Here is a 14,401-nt window from a genome sequence, read left to right as displayed (position 1 = left end):
GGTCACTCGACATCGTCGGAGGGATCGAGGCGCACGACCCAGACCGGGCGCCCGTCGGGCGACAGCGCGATGTCGTGGCTGGGGACCATGTCGGCGCCGGTCTCGATCCAGCCGCGCCCGTCGCATTTGGGACAGGGGACGCGGATCGAGCGGTGGCTGACAAGGTCGATCTGGCTGTTCCACTGGCCATGCCCCGCGCACACCGGGCAACGCAGGTCGAGGTCGCCGGTGCGGTGGCGCACCGAAATGCCGTCGAGCGCATGCGGGTCGTGCGGGCCGGTGCAATATACGATGTTCGCGGCGTGGGACATGGCGGTGCCTTCGAGGGGGCGGGCCTTTCGATCGTTGCCAGCCAAAGTTCAGGAAAGTTCAGCCCAATGGCGATGCGGTGGTGGCGGTATCAGGCGGGATGACAGGAGCGGCGGCGGAGACGGAGCGGAAGCCGGAGGCGATGCTGCCACAGCGGCCGATAGAGTGGAGCAGATGTGCAGATTGTAGGAAAGGGGTTTCTGGCCCGCGCGGTGCAAAATAGGATAATGAAAGCCCGCTCTGCATCGCTGGCCTGCCGGCATCGCTCAGGCGGCGTCCGCGCGGAGCGGCCAGCGGCCATGTTCGACATGGGTGGTCTTGCCGACGATGCTTTCCATCAGGATGATTTCGCCCACCGTCCAGCCGATCGGCGGCATTTTCTGCGCGTTGAGGCGGTCGCCGCGATAGTTGATCGTGATGTGCGGTTCGGGGGTGGTGCCGTCCATGATCGGGGCCTTTTCGCGCAGCAGATGGTTGACCAGCGCCTTCTGGAACCCCCGCGCCTCGGCCAGCGGCTCGCGCGTGCGCAGCGTCACCGCCTTGCGGTTCTCGATCCGGTCGAAGCGGAGCGGGAAAGGCGCCGCGGCGAAGCCGTCCAGCGCGGCGATGGTCGCGGGCAGCCACTCGGGCGGCGCATAGTGGAGGTCGTAGAGCGAAATGAGCGTGACATGGAGGAGGTCGGGGCCGCGCGAAGGATCGTTGCGCGGCAGCGCGGCGATCTGCGCCTGCACCTCCGGCGGCGGCTTGGCCATGACGTAGAGGGGGTTTCGGGCGCGCATGGGTGGGAAGTGTAGCATGGTGTGGTGGTAGGGCCGAATGGTGGTCGTTCCGTTCGGACCGGGATTTGGGTATTTAGTAAACTGTCACCGTGATCCTTGAAGGCGATCGCGCTAGACAAGATGTTGTTGGCACTGCGGGTGGACAGAGTTTGGAGGTTTAGTAGAGCGTTACTTTGATCACGACGTACTCCTGCGAAAAATTTTCGAACGACGGGGATCAAGGATTGACGAACAAAAAAAGAACACCGAGAATGGTGGGCTTGGAAAGGATCAGGGATGGCTAGGGACGAACCCACTATAACGCGAAAGGTCTATTTTTTCCGCATAGCGCATTTCGATCAAGTGCGTGACGGGCTGCCGGCTGCTTGCAAGCGTATCAGTGATTTAGATTTCGACGATAATGGGCGTTATCGTACCGATGGCGCGTCCAGCTATCGATACTCTCTGTATCCCGATACCTTGACGTACCCGATACGGCTCCGATTTGGAAAAATCAGAAGGGATGGCCTTCCTCAGATTGAGCAAGTGGGCAAACTAGAGACCCTTGCACTGGATGAGGATGCAGGACTGGTCGATATTTCGCACATCGTCATATTTAAAGACGGATTTGTTGCTGCGGAATGGAATTCAGATGGCCCCAAACTTTCTCAGATGACACCTTATTTTCTTGAGAAGGGCAGACTCAACGACCCGCCCGCTTTCTTGCCACTTCTCGAGCGCGATATTGTCGAGAGCCTTGCTAAATTAAACTCGGTTCGTGTTCTCGAAGTTGAGGTGCCTCCCGATACGGCGGAGCTTGCTAAAGAAGCAGATAAGAGTCTCTATGACGCTATTAAAGCTATGGAGGCTTTGGGAGCGTCAAAGAGGGTTGGATTAAAACTTACGTCGGAAAGCGGGAGTAGCAAACTTCTAAATCTGGCGCGAAAGCTAGCGGCGATGATTAAAGAGCGCCCGCACCAACGGGACCAGTTTAAAAGTATTATGGTAAGTGGTCGTGACGAAGAAGCGCGTGCTACTAGATACATCGACATCTTGGAAAGCAAGATGGTAACTGCGGAAGAGTTTATTCGAAGCGGAAATCGATCGCGGGGCATAGACACTGAAAGCGCATATCAAGTTCTGGAACAAGCATATTCGCAGAATATAGGTCGCCTTCGCTTGTCAGCAGTTTCTACTGAATTCTGATGGAGAAATACTTTCGCCACCGTGTCAAGATTGACTGGACGGTAGCGGTGCTTGCCGGGATTGCGTTCGTGGTGTCGGAAAAGATCGGATTCTACTCGGCTACAGCAAGTCCGGTTGATGACCGGATTTTTCTCACGACGGCGACAATCGCTGCCACGCTTCTTGGCTTTAGTTTGACCTCGGCAAGCTTTTTGATCAGCCACACAAACTCACAAGGCATGGAATTTTTGCGGCGCTCAAAGAGTTTTTCACAACTGATCTCGCTGCTTTCGTCCGCTCTTTGGCGATTTTTTGCGTTAGCGATTATCTCCATGCTAGGTTTCCTGACTCATAGCGTGCTGCCGACGCTGTCACTCGGAGTCTACGTAGCCGTTTGCTCCGCTGCGGTTTTCTCCGCCACGGCTTTGATTTGGTCCGTTGCTGCAATCGTGCGTCTCACGCAGTAGAGCGCGGTCGAGTTACGATGACAGGGGCAATAAACCCCAAATCCGTATTAGGCACGCCTTGGCATCGGCCCACTTTCGGGGTCGATCTGATCACCCAAGCCTTCCCTTTGCAACCGTTCGATCCAGTCAGGCTTGCAGGCATGGACGCGGATGCAGTCGACTTCGCCGATCTGCATCGCTTCCATCATCCGTTCGAACTCCTCGTCGGTTTCGGGCTGGCGCTGGACGTAGCAATGCGGAACATCGTCGTCCTCCAACCATGCGAGCAGGTCGGGGGCGACGTCTTCCCAGACGCCGCAACTGATGCAGCAGCCGTCCTCGACGTAGAAGGGGCCGGGGACGTTCGCCGGGTGCGGGGGGAGGCGGCTGGCGGTCGGCATCACGCTACTCCCGAGCAGCGCCTCCCATAGATCCCGCACCCAGCGAAACATCAGTCGTGCTCGCGCCCACCCGAACCCATATAAAGCTCGCTCCCCGTTTCCTTGAACAGCTCGCTCATCTCGGCCATGCCCTTTTCGGCTTCCTCCGCCGCAATGAAGTTTTCGGCGGGTTGGTTCTGCTTGGCCGCGAATTCGCGCACTTCCTGGCTGATCTTCATCGAACAGAATTTCGGGCCGCACATGCTGCAGAAATGCGCGGTCTTGGCGCCCTCGGCCGGCAAGGTCTGGTCGTGATATTGCTCGGCGGTGTCGGGGTCGAGCGACAGGTTGAACTGGTCGCGCCAGCGGAATTCGAAGCGCGCTTTCGATAGCGCGTCGTCGCGGACTTGGGCTGCGGGGTGGCCCTTGGCGAGGTCGGCGGCGTGGGCGGCGAGCTTGTAGGTGACGACGCCGACCTTCACATCGTCGCGGTCGGGCAGGCCCAGATGCTCCTTGGGGGTGACGTAGCAAAGCATCGCGGTGCCGTACCAGCCGATCTGCGCGGCGCCGATGCCGCTGGTGATATGGTCGTAGCCCGGCGCGATGTCGGTGGTGAGCGGCCCCAATGTGTAGAAGGGCGCCTCGCCGCACGCTTCGAGCTGCTTTTCCATATTCTCCTTGATCTTGTGCATCGGGACGTGGCCCGGGCCCTCGATCATCACCTGCACATCCTGCGCCCAGGCGCGCTTGGTGAGCTCGCCCAGCGTGTAGAGCTCGGCGAACTGCGCCTCGTCGTTCGCGTCATAGATGCTGCCGGGGCGGAGGCCATCGCCGAGGCTGTAGGCGACGTCATAGGCCTTCATGATCTCGGTAATCTCGTCGAAGCGTTCGTAGAGGAAGCTTTCCTTGTGATGCGCGAGGCACCATTTTGCCATGATGCTGCCGCCGCGCGACACGATGCCGGTCATGCGCTTGGCCGCGAGGGGGACGTAGGGCAGGCGGACCCCGGCGTGGATGGTGAAATAGTCGACGCCCTGTTCGGCCTGCTCGATCAAAGTGTCGGCGAAGATTTCCCAGGTCAGGTCCTCGGCGACGCCGCCGACCTTTTCGAGCGCCTGATAGATGGGGACGGTGCCGATCGGGACGGGCGAGTTGCGGATGATCCATTCGCGCGTGTCGTGGATGTTGCGGCCGGTCGACAGGTCCATGACGGTGTCGGCGCCCCAGCGGATCGACCAGACCATCTTGTCGACCTCGGCCGCGACGTCGGATGCGACTGCGCTGTTGCCGATATTGGCGTTGATCTTGACGAGGAAGTTGCGGCCGATCGCCATCGGCTCGCTTTCGGGGTGGTTGATGTTGCTGGGGATGATCGCGCGGCCGCGCGCGACCTCGTCGCGGACGAATTCGGGGGTGACGTAATCGGGGATGCTGGCGCCGAAGCTTTCGCCGTCGCGCTTATATTCGGCGAGGCGCGCGCGGCCGAGATTTTCGCGCTCGGCGACATATTCCATCTCGGGGGTGATGATGCCGCGGCGGGCGTAGTGCATCTGGCTGACATTCTGGCCAGGCTTGGCGCGCAGCACCTTGCGGCGGACGTTGGGGAAGGCGGGGACGCCGCCGCTGCGGTCGGGGCCGAGCTGGCCGTTATCCTCGGGCTTCACCTCGCGCTGGGTGACGTCCTGAACGTCGCCGCGGCCGCGGATCCAGTCGGCGCGGATTTCGGGGAGGCCGGCGTTGATGTCGATGATGGCGTTGGCGTCGGTGTAGGGACCGCTGGTGTCATAGACGCGGACGGGGAGCTCGCCCGAATGCGGGTCGAGGTCGATCTCGCGCATCGCGACGCGGATACCGCTGCCGGTTTGGGTCGCGACGTGGATCTTGCGGCTGCCTCTTATGGGTCCGGTGGTGACGCCGATCGGCGTTGCGGCGCTCTTGTCGAGGCGGGAATCGATGTCGGCCATGTGCAGTCGCTCCATTTGTTCGGAGCGAGAATGGGGATTCCGGATGTGGAATACCGACCCTCCCTCCGCCGGTATTAGCCGGATCAGGTTCAACGGGTCGCGGTCTATTCCGCTCTCAACCGGCCATCACAGACGCGGCTCCCCGGGGATGGAGGGGTTATAGGCGGCGGGCGATGCGCTGTCCATTGATGATGGGGATGGGGCGGTGGTAAAGAGCGGCGAGGGAGAGATTTATGCGGATGATGGCGGCGGTTCTTTCGCTCTTGCTCGTGGCTGCTGCGAGCCCGGCGGCGACGGTTGACGATCTCGGCTGGCTCGCGGGCGACTGGGTGAGCGAGGCGGACGGGCGCTGGACCGAGGAGAGCTGGGCGCCGCCGCGCGGGGCGATGATGATCGGGTATAGCCGGTCGGGGCGCGGCGATAGCTTGCGCGAGTTCGAGTTTTTGCGGATCGCGCGCGGCGAGGATGGCGGGCTCGCTTATCTGGCGCAGCCGCAAGGCCGCGCGCCGGTCGCGTTTGCGCTGGCGAAGCATGATGCGACGAGCGCGACGTTCGAGAATGCCGCGCATGATTATCCGCAGCGCATCGCCTATGCCCGCAGCGGCGACACGCTGACCGCGACGATTTCGGCGATCGACGGGGCGAAGGCGCGCAGCTGGACCTATCGGCGCCGCTGAGAGGAAAGAGGAACGGCAAGTGGACAAGACGGGGCGGTTGTTCGCGATCATCGACAGCCTGCGTCGGCGTCGGCGGCCGGTGACCGCCGAAATCCTTGCCGAGGAACAGGGTGTGTCGGTGCGCACGCTCTATCGCGATATCCAGGCGCTGATCGCCCTGGGCGCGCCGGTCGAGGGCGAGGCGGGGGTCGGCTATGTGCTGCGCCCCGGATTTTTCCTGCCGCCCTTGATGTTCACCGCCGACGAGCTGGAAGCGCTGGTGCTCGGCGCGCGCTGGGTCGAGGGGCGGCAGGACGGGGCGTTGTCGCGCGCCGCCGGGCTGGCGCTCGCGAAGATCGCGGCGGCGAGTCCCGACGAACTCAAGCGCCGGATCGACGAGGCGGGGCTGTGGCCGGTGAGCAGCGGCTGGCGCGAGGTCAACGCGCCGCTGCTCGCGACGGTGCGTGCGGCGATGCGCGGCGAAAAGACGCTGCACATCGAATATGCCGACGCGAGCGGCACCGCGACCGCTCGCGCGATCTGGCCCGCAGCGCTCGCCTATTTCGAGGAAAAGCACATCATCGCGGCCTGGTGCCTGCTGCGGCAGGATTTTCGCAGTTTCCGCATCGACCGGGTGACCTCGGCGCGGATCGGCGACGAGGGCTTTGGGCGGCGGCGCGCGGTGCTGATGGCCGATTTCTGGCGCCACCGGGATTTTGCCGAACAGCCTCCTGACATGATCTGTCAGGAGGCCGCGCTAAATCCTTCGGGGTGAAGGGTGGCCGGCAACCGGCGCCCGCGACGGCCAAGGATTTATGCGATGATCAAGACCTATCATGGTTCGTGCCACTGCGGCGCGGTCAAGTTCGAAGCCGATATCGACCTGTCGGCGGGGACCGGCAAATGCAATTGCTCGATCTGCACCAAGAAGCGGAACTGGAGCGCGCAGATCAAGCCCGACGCCTTTCGCCTGCTCAGCGATCCCGCGGCGCTGTCCGACTATCAGTTCGCCTCGAACAGCGCGCATCATGTCTTTTGCAAGACGTGCGGCGTGGCGTCGTTCGGGCATGGCTATGTCGAGGAGATCGGCGGCGCCTATTATTCGGTGTCGATCGCGAGCATCGACGACCTGACCCCCGCCGAAATGGCGGCGCTGCCGGTGCAATATATGGACGGCGCGGGCAACAATTGGTGGAACCCGCCCGAAGTCACCGCGCATATGTGATCAGGTGCGGCGGGCGAGCCAGACCCCCGCGACCATCAGCGCGATCCCGGCGAGGCGCTTGGCGTCGACGGGGAAGCGCAGCGCGCCGAACAGGCCGAAATGATCGATCGTCGCGGCGCTGATCAGCTGGCCGACGAGGACGAAGAAGATCGCGTTGCCGACCCCGAAGCGCGGCGCGATGAAGGTCACCGCGATGACATAGAAAGCGACGAACAGCCCGCCGAAGTAGAACTGGAACGGGATGTCCGACGAAAAGCGGATCTGGCCGATCGACCCCGTCATCAACGCGCCCGCGGTGGCGATGAGGAAGGCGAGCCCGAACAGGATCATCGACGCCGCCATCGGACTGCCGAGCCGCCCGCCGAGGCCGCCGTTGAGCGCGGCGAGGATCGGAATGCCGACCCCGGTGAGCAGCATGATCGTGGCAAAGGCGGGGGCGGCGTTGTTGACGGTCATCGTGGAGGCTCCTTGGCGGCTTGCGCGGCACGATAGTCGAGGACGGGCAACCCGCCGATCCCCCAATTTTCGAAATCGACCTCGTCGATCGTGACGACGGTGGTCGCGGGATTTTTGCCCAGCACGCGCTGGAGCAGATCGGTGACGCCGGCGATCAGTTCGGCCTTCTGCCCGGGTGTCGCGCCTTCGCGGGTGATGCGGATATTGACGTAAGGCATCATGCAGCTCCTTCGGCCGGCCAGCCCGGCATGGCGGGAAAGCCCGGCAGCGCGGCGATCCGGCGGGTCCAGTCGTGAATCGCCGGCCAGTCGGCGAGGGCGATGCCCGCATCCTCCATCAACGCCAGATAGGGACTCGCCGCCAGGTCGGCGATGGTCAGCCGGCCGCCGGCGAGCCAGTCGCGGCGTTCGAGATGCGCCTCGACCACCGGCAGGATACGCGCGGTGGTCGCGGCGGCATGGTCTTCGGCGATCGCGGTGCCGAACTTGCGCGCAAGGCGAAGCGCCGCGGGACCGTTGGCGATCTCGTTCGCGGCGTGCGACAGCCAGACGGCGATTTCGCCGCGCTCCCCGGGGGTGTGGCCATCCCAGTCGCCCGGCCGATGGCGTGCCGCGAGCAGGGCTAGGATTGCCTGGCTGTCGCGCAGTATAAGGCCGTCTGCGACGAATAGGGGAATCTGGCGCATCGGGGTCAGCGCAGCGAACGCGTCGGACCGGCGCACTGGGGCATCCGTGAGCGACTCGTCCCAGGGCAGCCCGAGGAAGGCGAGCGCCATGCGCACCTTGTGCGTGTTGCCCGACAGCGGGGTGCCGTAGAGGCGGATCATCATGCTTCTCCTGACAGTTGGGCGTGGAGCGCGGCGACTTCGGCGCGCAGCTGGCCCAGTTCGTCGGCCATCGGGCGGATCGCGGCGGAGATTTCGGCTTCGGAGAAGCGCGGGGTGATGTGCTGCGAACAATTCCATTCCCAGCCGATCACGTCGATGAAGAAGGCGCGCTCCGGCGTCGCGCGATACCCCTCGGGCATCAGCGCGGTGACCGCAGCGGGATCGTCGGCGAGTTCGACGCTATGCGCATGACCGACCAGCTTCAGCCGATCTCTGTTCGGATAATCCATCAGGAACAGCGAGACGCGGTCGTTGCCCATCAGGTTCGCGGTGCTGATATATTGCTTGTTGCCGCGATAGTCGGCGAAACCGAGGCGATTGCCCGCGATATGTTTGAGGAAGCCCGCGGGGCCGCCGCGATGCTGCATATAGGGCCAGCCATCGGCGGTGACGCTCGCCATGTAGAAGCTGTCGCGCTGCGCGATATAGCCGAGTTCCTTGTCGGTCAGCCGGTCGGGGGTGCCGTCGGCGCCCGCGTCCATTTTGAGATAGGCGGCGCGCGAGCCATGCTCTTCCTGCAAGGCCTTCACCGCATCGTTGAACAATATGTGCCGGTAATTCTGCGCCATCGGGCCGGACCTCTTGCGAAGGGAAGCGAACGAAGGCCCGGGAGGGGCAAGCCTTCGCTCGCCCCCGGGATGTAGGTCGTTGCGTTGTTCGTGATAATGGAGGAAGATCGAACAAGTTAATTCCGGTAAGTGGAATAATCATGGATCGGTTGCTGACGCTGGAAATGTTCGTCGCGGTCGCGAGCGAAGGCGGCTTTGCCGCGGCGGCGCGCAAGCTTGGCAGTTCGCCGCCCGCTGTGACGCGCGGGATCGCGGCGCTCGAAGCGCGGCTGGGGACCAGCCTGTTCCACCGTTCGACGCGCGCGGTGGCGCTGACCGATGCCGGGGCGGCGTTTCTGGGGCAGGCGCGGCGCATCCTCGCCGACCTGGCGGGCGCCGAGCGCGAATTGCGCGGCGCCGAGGCCGAGCCGCGCGGGCAGCTTCACCTGACCGCGCCGGTGATGTTCGGGCGGTTGCACGTCCTGCCCGTGGCCAGCGCATTGATGGCGCAGCATCGCGACCTTGCGGTGCGGATGATGCTGATCGACCGCAATGTGCGGATCGTCGAGGAAGGCATCGACGTCGCGGTGCGAATCGGCCCGCTCGCCGATTCGAACCTGAAAGCGGCGCGGATCGGCCGGGTGCAGCAGATGCTCGTTGCGAGCCCCGCCTATCTGGCACGGCGCGGGGCGCCGGCGCGCGTCGCCGATCTGGCGGGGCATGAGCTGATCGGCGCGATGGGGCCGCGCGCCACGACCGAATGGCAGCTTGCCTCGACGCGGTGGCGGCTCGATCCGCGGCCGCGGCTGGTGATGAACACGGTCGACGGTATCCTGGCGGCGGCCGAGGCCGGACAGGGGATCGCCAATCTGCTGAGCTATCAGGTCGCCGAAGCCCTCGATGCGGGGCGGCTGATCGCGCTGTTGCGCGCGGAACAGCCGCCCGCGCTGCCGGTCAACCTGCTGTTCGAACCGTCGCGTGCGGGTTTGCCCGCGGTGCGGCTGTTCGTCGCCGCGATGACACAGCGCGCGCGGATGGCGGGGCTGGCTTGAGGTCTGGAGATATGGGGAGGCGGGCGAAGGGCGGCTTTGGGGTGGTGAGCGGGCGTTAGGTCCCACTCATGTTCCCCGGCGAAGGCCGGGGCCCAGGGCGTTGGAGAGCCGGTGTTGCGCGATTGCGCTCTGGACCCCGGCCTTCGCCGGGGAACAGCTTCTTTCGGTAGAATACGGCCGCTTCCGCCCTGCGTCGTTTCGTTCAGAACTGGTAGGCGAGGCCGCCGCCGAACAGCCACTGGTCGGCGCTGCCGGCTTGCGAGACGATCGGCGAATCGGCGAAGCGCGAGAGGAGGCGGCCATATTGGGCACCGCCGATCAGGACGAAGCCTTTGCGAAGGTCGCCCGACAGGCCGTAGGCGCCTGCAATACCCAGCGTATATTTGCCCGCAGTCGTCTTGCGCCCGGCGCCGGTGTAGACGGGCAGGCCGCTCGCCGCGCTGCCGATCGGGTCGATGTCGTAATAATAGCGGCCGAAGCCCTTGCCATAGACATTCACCGACGCCGACACGCCGATATAAGCGCGTTTCGACAGCGGGGTGCCGTAATCGATCGTGGGCGAGGCGGTCCAGCTGCCGTGTTTGCCCGACACATCTTTGGTCGCGACGAGGCGGAAGCCGATCTGGTCATAGGCGCTGGTGATGACGCCGGTGTGGGTGACGCCGGTAAAGAAGCCGGCCTCGACCGCCATCTTTCTGTCGGGCAGCAGGTCGACCTGCGGGTCCTTGACGCTGCCGGTGCGGTCGCCGCGCAGGCTGATGATCGGGCCGAATTTGAAGTCGGTCTTTTGCCCGCGGCGCTGGCGGAGCAGGTCGACCTGGAAATTGGTGCCGCGGGTCGAGAAGGAAAAGCCGCTGATTCGCCCGCGCAGGTAAAAGGCGGGCAGAAAGCGGCGATCGTCCGAACCGTTGTAATCGGGCGTGTTAAGGACGCCCGCGGCGATCGCGATATAGTCGCGCGACCATTTCCGGTCGCCGTCATTGTCGTCGGAACGCGCGCCGGGCAGCAGGATATTCTCGTCGATGTCGGTGTTCTGCAGATAGCGTGCCGGCGCTTCGTCGATGCCGGGAGCCAGCGCGGTGTCCGCGGGTAGGGGCAATTCGTAAGGGAGTGAGGTGTCTTCGGCGGCGGCGGGCAAAGCCGCCAGCCCGGCAAGGACGAACGCGGCAAGGAGCGGGATTGAACGCATCGGAAAGGCCATTCGAAAGGGCCGCGTCAAATCGGACATGGGCATCCGCGTCAATATCCTCTGTTTTTACCCCTCGCGCGGGAGGGTAAGTGATTGACCCGTCAATGCAACGCCTGCGTCTTGCCGAAGGATGCTTTTGGCTTCATGTGCGCTGCATGCATCCATGCCCTTTCGCCGCTTTCAAATTCCCCCGCACCGCCTTTGGTTCCCCGGCATGAGCCGCGCCCCGCGTTTCCTCGGCTATGCGTTGATGGCGGCCGCGGCGCTGGTGGCGGTCCTGATGAAGAAGGACGGCGTCGAAAGCATCGGTCCGCTTCCCGCCGTCGCGGTCGCGCTGTTCCTCGGCATGATCGGGGTTATGCTCGTGTTCACAGACCTGATGGTTCGCGGCCTTTATGCACAGGTCGGGGCAGCCAGTCAGGCGCAGCCCGTTCAGGAGAAAAGTGACGATGATGAAGATTGATGTGCGTCGGGGCTTTGCGATGGCCGCGGCGCTGTGCGTGATGGCGCCGGTGGGCGCGGCGGCGGCCGACGAGACGCTGAGCGAGAGCGACCGTTTCTTTATGGACGAGGCCGAAAGCGCGTGCCGCAACGGCGACTTCTCCGCTTTCCTGTGGCCTTTTGCCAATAGCCGCCCGGTGCGCGAACGCTATAGCGCCGCCACGATCCGGTCGGGCATCGCGGGCAGCGCGCGTGACGTGGCCGCTGCGCGTTATCTGGACGCCGACGATTTTCCGGTGGTGATGATCGATTACAGCTATGTCACCGGTGCATCGGCGCGGCAGTTCGAGGCGTCGGACGGCGGCGCCAGCCAGCTCGTCTATGTGCAGGTCGATTTCGCCACGCCGTCGCCGGGGACCGAGCGCGTCGACTGGGTGCCGGGGCGTTTCGAACCCGGCGAAGGCGACGGGCCGGGAACGCTGATCGAAAAGACCGGGCCGGGCGGGTCTCTGACATTCCGCCGCGCCGGCGATTGCTGGCAATTGACCGGGGATATACGGAATCCGGGGCGTGCGCGCTGACGGGCGCGCTCCCCCTTTTCGTTCGACAGTATCACGGGTTATCTTTATGACCGCGACATGACCGATCGTCCGTCAACGCCGCTGCTCGACACGGTGGATGTCCCCGCCGACCTCCGCAAGCTGAAGCCCGAAGACCTCCGCCAGTTCGCCGACGAACTGCGCGCCGAGATGATTTCGGCCGTGGGAACCACCGGCGGGCATCTGGGGTCGGGGCTGGGCGTCGTCGAGCTGACGACCGCGCTGCATTATGTGTTCGACACCCCGCGCGACAAGATTGTGTGGGATGTCGGGCACCAATGCTATCCGCACAAGATCATCACCGGGCGCCGCGACCGCATCCGCACCTTGCGTACCGGTGGGGGCCTTTCGGGCTTCACCAAGCGCAGCGAGAGCGAATATGATCCGTTCGGGGCGGCGCACTCGTCGACCTCGATCAGCGCCGCGCTGGGCTTTGCGATCGCGAACAAGCTGAAGGACGAACCCGGCCGTGCGATTGCGGTGATCGGCGACGGGTCGATGTCGGCGGGCATGGCCTATGAGGCGATGAACAACGCCGCCGCGGCGGGCAACCGGCTGATCGTCATTCTCAACGACAATGATATGTCGATCGCTCCCCCCGTGGGCGGGCTGTCGGCCTATCTGGCGAAGCTCGTGTCGTCGCGGCCGTTTATCGAGCTGCGCGAGATCGCACGGCGCTTCGCGCGCAAGCTGCCCGAGCCGCTCCACAAGGCGGCGAAGAAGACCGACGAGTTCGCGCGCGGCATGGCGATGGGCGGGACCTTGTTCGAGGAACTCGGTTTCTATTATGTCGGGCCGATCGACGGGCATAATCTCGAGCATCTGATCCCGGTGCTGGAGAATGTGCGCGACAGCGACCATGGCCCGGTGCTGATCCATGCGGTGACGATGAAGGGCAAGGGCTACGCCCCCGCCGAAGCCGCCGCCGACAAATATCATGGCGTGCAGAAATTCGACGTGATCACCGGCGTGCAGGCGAAAGCGCCGCCGGGACCGCCGCAGTATCAGAATGTGTTCGGCGAAACGCTCGCGAAACTTGCCGACACCGACAAGCGCATCGTTGCGATCACCGCGGCGATGCCGTCGGGGACCGGGGTCGACAAATTCGCCAAGGCGCACCCCGAGCGCACCTTCGACGTCGGCATCGCCGAACAGCATGCGGTGACCTTTGCGGCCGGATTGGCGGCGCAGGGGATGCGGCCGTTCGCGGCGATCTATTCGACCTTTCTTCAGCGCGCCTATGATCAGGTCGTGCACGATGTCGCGATCCAGAACCTGCCGGTGCGCTTTGCGATCGATCGCGCGGGGCTGGTCGGCGCCGACGGATCGACGCATGCGGGCTCGTTCGATGTCACTTATCTGGCGACATTGCCCAATTTCGTCGTGATGGCGGCCGCCGACGAGGCCGAACTCGTCCATATGACCTATACCGCCGCCGAATATGACGACGGCCCGATCGCCTTTCGCTATCCGCGCGGCAACGGCACCGGCGTGGCGCTGCCCGCGGTTCCGCAGAAGCTCGAAATCGGCAAGGGGCGCATTGTGCGCAGCGGCAAGACCGTCGCGATCCTGTCATTGGGCACGCGTCTGGCCGAGGCCTTGAAGGCCGCCGACACGCTGGAAGCGCGAGGCCTGTCGACGAGCGTGATCGACCTGCGCTTCGCCAAGCCGCTCGACGAGGAACTGATTCGCAAGACGCTCGCTTCCCACGAAGTCTGCGTCACGATCGAGGAAAATAGCGTCGGCGGCCTCGGCGCGCATGTGCTGACGCTCGCGAGCGACGAGGGGCTGATCGACGCGGGGCTGAAACTGCGCACGATGCGCCTGCCCGATGCCTTTCAGGATCAGGACAAGCCCGAGCTGCAATATGACGAAGCGGGGCTCAATGCGCCGCAGATCGTCGATACCGTGCTGAAGGCGCTGCGCCACAATAGCGCAGGCGTCGAGGAAGCGGGCGTGCGGGCTTGATCGGCGGCGCCGTGCTCGCTGCGATGCTGTTGTCGGCTTCGGCGGCGACCGGCGATATGGTCGCAAAAGAAGCCCGGTTGGACGAAGCGATCGAATGCCGGGCGTACAGCGAGTTTGCGACCGCGGCGGTGCCGTCGCCCGTCGGCGACAAATTTGCCCGTTACTGGGTTGTCGAAAGCGAACGACGCGGAGCGGAGCTGGGACTCGACAAGGACAGCGTCTATATCCGGCATCTGATAATCAAGATCGATCCCGACAAGGCGAAACCGATGTGGAAGAAGTGCCTGGACCTGACGCCGAAGCGGGTCTTCAAATAGAGGCTGATCCTTCCTCCGCGTT

At 64.1% G+C, this 14,401-nt stretch carries 19 protein-coding genes and 1 riboswitch; of the genes, 10 read left to right on the top strand and 9 right to left on the bottom strand.

Features of this window, described 5'->3' with window-relative positions; genetic code table 11:
* Nucleotides 1-2: 2 nt before the first annotated feature.
* Together AC07NV_RS05880 and AC07NV_RS05875 are read right to left on the bottom strand one after the other, a co-directional pair.
* Entirely contained in the window at nucleotides 3-311 is a 309-nt protein-coding gene (locus AC07NV_RS05880; RefSeq protein ID WP_495165410.1) for a hypothetical protein, read from the bottom strand.
* A 264-nt stretch (nucleotides 312-575) separates the two neighbouring features.
* Nucleotides 576-1,061: a 2'-5' RNA ligase family protein gene (locus tag AC07NV_RS05875; protein ID WP_495165409.1), complete on the bottom strand. Its 486-nt coding sequence runs from the start codon at nucleotides 1,059-1,061 to the stop codon at nucleotides 576-578.
* A gap of 303 nt (nucleotides 1,062-1,364) precedes the next feature.
* Between AC07NV_RS05875 and AC07NV_RS05870 the strand changes: the two genes are divergently transcribed.
* Both AC07NV_RS05870 and AC07NV_RS05865 read left to right on the top strand, forming a co-directional pair.
* A complete protein-coding gene (locus AC07NV_RS05870; protein ID WP_495165408.1) occupies nucleotides 1,365-2,273 on the top strand; it encodes a hypothetical protein in 909 nt (302 codons plus the stop codon).
* Nucleotides 2,273-2,719, top strand: a complete 447-nt coding sequence (locus tag AC07NV_RS05865; RefSeq protein WP_495165407.1) for a hypothetical protein — start codon at nucleotides 2,273-2,275, stop codon at nucleotides 2,717-2,719. The genes AC07NV_RS05870 and AC07NV_RS05865 overlap by 1 nt, the downstream gene beginning before the upstream one ends.
* A gap of 47 nt (nucleotides 2,720-2,766) precedes the next feature.
* On the opposite strand, the gene AC07NV_RS05860 is transcribed toward AC07NV_RS05865, so the two are convergent.
* The gene (locus tag AC07NV_RS05860) at nucleotides 2,767-3,099 is read right to left on the bottom strand and encodes a ferredoxin (RefSeq protein ID WP_495165406.1); all 333 of its coding nucleotides are present in this window, start codon (nucleotides 3,097-3,099) and stop codon (nucleotides 2,767-2,769) included.
* 50 nt (nucleotides 3,100-3,149) lie between these two features.
* Entirely contained in the window at nucleotides 3,150-5,042 is a 1,893-nt protein-coding gene (gene thiC, locus AC07NV_RS05855) for a phosphomethylpyrimidine synthase ThiC (RefSeq protein ID WP_495165405.1), read from the bottom strand.
* Nucleotides 5,043-5,085: 43 nt separating this feature from the next.
* Nucleotides 5,086-5,197: riboswitch (TPP riboswitch) on the bottom strand.
* 78 nt (nucleotides 5,198-5,275) lie between these two features.
* Here thiC and AC07NV_RS05850 point away from each other — a divergent pair.
* The 3 genes from AC07NV_RS05850 to AC07NV_RS05840 are packed head-to-tail and all read left to right on the top strand — an operon-like array spanning nucleotide 5,276 to nucleotide 6,923.
* Complete coding sequence (locus tag AC07NV_RS05850; RefSeq protein WP_495165404.1) at nucleotides 5,276-5,719, top strand: DUF6265 family protein; 444 nt, start codon at nucleotides 5,276-5,278, stop codon at nucleotides 5,717-5,719.
* Between the two features lie 19 nt (nucleotides 5,720-5,738).
* Nucleotides 5,739-6,473 (top strand): helix-turn-helix transcriptional regulator, encoded by a 735-nt coding sequence (locus AC07NV_RS05845; protein WP_495165403.1) that lies wholly within the window; start codon nucleotides 5,739-5,741, stop codon nucleotides 6,471-6,473.
* A 45-nt stretch (nucleotides 6,474-6,518) separates the two neighbouring features.
* A complete protein-coding gene (locus AC07NV_RS05840; RefSeq protein WP_495165402.1) occupies nucleotides 6,519-6,923 on the top strand; it encodes a GFA family protein in 405 nt (134 codons plus the stop codon).
* Here AC07NV_RS05840 and AC07NV_RS05835 read toward each other — a convergent pair whose 3' ends face one another.
* Genes AC07NV_RS05835 through AC07NV_RS05820 form a run of 4 tightly spaced genes read right to left on the bottom strand, consistent with a single transcriptional unit; the run spans nucleotide 6,924 to nucleotide 8,834 of the window.
* Complete coding sequence (locus tag AC07NV_RS05835; RefSeq protein ID WP_495165401.1) at nucleotides 6,924-7,379, bottom strand: DMT family transporter; 456 nt, start codon at nucleotides 7,377-7,379, stop codon at nucleotides 6,924-6,926.
* Nucleotides 7,376-7,600 carry a tautomerase family protein gene (locus AC07NV_RS05830; RefSeq protein WP_495165400.1) on the bottom strand — a complete coding sequence of 75 codons (225 nt, stop codon included), beginning with the start codon at nucleotides 7,598-7,600 and terminating at the stop codon, nucleotides 7,376-7,378. Before AC07NV_RS05830 ends, AC07NV_RS05835 begins: the two co-directional genes overlap by 4 nt.
* Entirely contained in the window at nucleotides 7,597-8,208 is a 612-nt protein-coding gene (locus AC07NV_RS05825) for a glutathione S-transferase family protein (RefSeq protein ID WP_495165399.1), read from the bottom strand. Before AC07NV_RS05825 ends, AC07NV_RS05830 begins: the two co-directional genes overlap by 4 nt.
* Complete coding sequence (locus tag AC07NV_RS05820; RefSeq protein ID WP_495165398.1) at nucleotides 8,205-8,834, bottom strand: pyridoxamine 5'-phosphate oxidase family protein; 630 nt, start codon at nucleotides 8,832-8,834, stop codon at nucleotides 8,205-8,207. Before AC07NV_RS05820 ends, AC07NV_RS05825 begins: the two co-directional genes overlap by 4 nt.
* Nucleotides 8,835-8,974: 140 nt before the next feature.
* Here AC07NV_RS05820 and AC07NV_RS05815 point away from each other — a divergent pair, with 140 nt between their 5' ends.
* Complete coding sequence (locus AC07NV_RS05815) at nucleotides 8,975-9,865, top strand: LysR family transcriptional regulator (protein WP_495165397.1); 891 nt, start codon at nucleotides 8,975-8,977, stop codon at nucleotides 9,863-9,865.
* Nucleotides 9,866-10,067: 202 nt separating this feature from the next.
* Here AC07NV_RS05815 and AC07NV_RS05810 read toward each other — a convergent pair whose 3' ends face one another.
* Complete coding sequence (locus AC07NV_RS05810) at nucleotides 10,068-11,054, bottom strand: MipA/OmpV family protein (protein WP_495165396.1); 987 nt, start codon at nucleotides 11,052-11,054, stop codon at nucleotides 10,068-10,070.
* A gap of 214 nt (nucleotides 11,055-11,268) precedes the next feature.
* On the opposite strand from AC07NV_RS05810, the gene AC07NV_RS05805 reads away from it, so the two are divergent.
* The 4 genes from AC07NV_RS05805 to AC07NV_RS05790 are packed head-to-tail and all read left to right on the top strand — an operon-like array spanning nucleotide 11,269 to nucleotide 14,379.
* The gene (locus AC07NV_RS05805) at nucleotides 11,269-11,517 is read left to right on the top strand and encodes a hypothetical protein (protein ID WP_495165395.1); all 249 of its coding nucleotides are present in this window, start codon (nucleotides 11,269-11,271) and stop codon (nucleotides 11,515-11,517) included.
* A complete protein-coding gene (locus AC07NV_RS05800) occupies nucleotides 11,504-12,076 on the top strand; it encodes a hypothetical protein (protein WP_495165394.1) in 573 nt (190 codons plus the stop codon). The genes AC07NV_RS05805 and AC07NV_RS05800 overlap by 14 nt, the downstream gene beginning before the upstream one ends.
* 57 nt (nucleotides 12,077-12,133) lie before the next feature.
* The gene (dxs, locus tag AC07NV_RS05795; protein WP_495165393.1) at nucleotides 12,134-14,062 is read left to right on the top strand and encodes a 1-deoxy-D-xylulose-5-phosphate synthase; all 1,929 of its coding nucleotides are present in this window, start codon (nucleotides 12,134-12,136) and stop codon (nucleotides 14,060-14,062) included.
* Nucleotides 14,059-14,379 carry a hypothetical protein gene (locus AC07NV_RS05790; RefSeq protein ID WP_495165392.1) on the top strand — a complete coding sequence of 107 codons (321 nt, stop codon included), beginning with the start codon at nucleotides 14,059-14,061 and terminating at the stop codon, nucleotides 14,377-14,379. Before dxs ends, AC07NV_RS05790 begins: the two co-directional genes overlap by 4 nt.
* Nucleotides 14,380-14,401: the final 22 nt, after the last annotated feature.

Source organism: Sphingopyxis sp. GW821-FHT10B01 (assembly GCF_059415685.1).
The sequence above is the reverse complement of the archived record's forward strand: the minus strand, read 5'-3'. Positions and strand labels throughout refer to the sequence as shown.

Excerpts from the sequence above, each read along its gene's own strand:
- AC07NV_RS05830 (WP_495165400.1), bottom strand. The coding sequence starts at position 7,600 with ATGATGCCTTACGTCAATATCCGCATCACCCGCGAAGGCGCGACACCC.
- AC07NV_RS05820 (WP_495165398.1), bottom strand. The coding sequence starts at position 8,834 with ATGGCGCAGAATTACCGGCACATATTGTTCAACGATGCGGTGAAGGCC.
- AC07NV_RS05880 (WP_495165410.1), bottom strand. The coding sequence starts at position 311 with ATGTCCCACGCCGCGAACATCGTATATTGCACCGGCCCGCACGACCCG.
- AC07NV_RS05850 (WP_495165404.1), top strand. The coding sequence starts at position 5,276 with ATGCGGATGATGGCGGCGGTTCTTTCGCTCTTGCTCGTGGCTGCTGCG.
- AC07NV_RS05840 (WP_495165402.1), top strand. The coding sequence starts at position 6,519 with ATGATCAAGACCTATCATGGTTCGTGCCACTGCGGCGCGGTCAAGTTC.
- AC07NV_RS05800 (WP_495165394.1), top strand. The coding sequence starts at position 11,504 with ATGATGAAGATTGATGTGCGTCGGGGCTTTGCGATGGCCGCGGCGCTG.
- dxs (WP_495165393.1), top strand. The coding sequence starts at position 12,134 with ATGACCGATCGTCCGTCAACGCCGCTGCTCGACACGGTGGATGTCCCC.
- thiC (WP_495165405.1), bottom strand. The coding sequence starts at position 5,042 with ATGGCCGACATCGATTCCCGCCTCGACAAGAGCGCCGCAACGCCGATC.
- AC07NV_RS05865 (WP_495165407.1), top strand. The coding sequence starts at position 2,273 with ATGGAGAAATACTTTCGCCACCGTGTCAAGATTGACTGGACGGTAGCG.
- AC07NV_RS05875 (WP_495165409.1), bottom strand. The coding sequence starts at position 1,061 with ATGGCCAAGCCGCCGCCGGAGGTGCAGGCGCAGATCGCCGCGCTGCCG.
- AC07NV_RS05810 (WP_495165396.1), bottom strand. The coding sequence starts at position 11,054 with ATGCGTTCAATCCCGCTCCTTGCCGCGTTCGTCCTTGCCGGGCTGGCG.
- AC07NV_RS05870 (WP_495165408.1), top strand. The coding sequence starts at position 1,365 with ATGGCTAGGGACGAACCCACTATAACGCGAAAGGTCTATTTTTTCCGC.
- AC07NV_RS05815 (WP_495165397.1), top strand. The coding sequence starts at position 8,975 with ATGGATCGGTTGCTGACGCTGGAAATGTTCGTCGCGGTCGCGAGCGAA.
- AC07NV_RS05835 (WP_495165401.1), bottom strand. The coding sequence starts at position 7,379 with ATGACCGTCAACAACGCCGCCCCCGCCTTTGCCACGATCATGCTGCTC.
- AC07NV_RS05860 (WP_495165406.1), bottom strand. The coding sequence starts at position 3,099 with ATGCCGACCGCCAGCCGCCTCCCCCCGCACCCGGCGAACGTCCCCGGC.
- AC07NV_RS05825 (WP_495165399.1), bottom strand. The coding sequence starts at position 8,208 with ATGATGATCCGCCTCTACGGCACCCCGCTGTCGGGCAACACGCACAAG.
- AC07NV_RS05805 (WP_495165395.1), top strand. The coding sequence starts at position 11,269 with ATGAGCCGCGCCCCGCGTTTCCTCGGCTATGCGTTGATGGCGGCCGCG.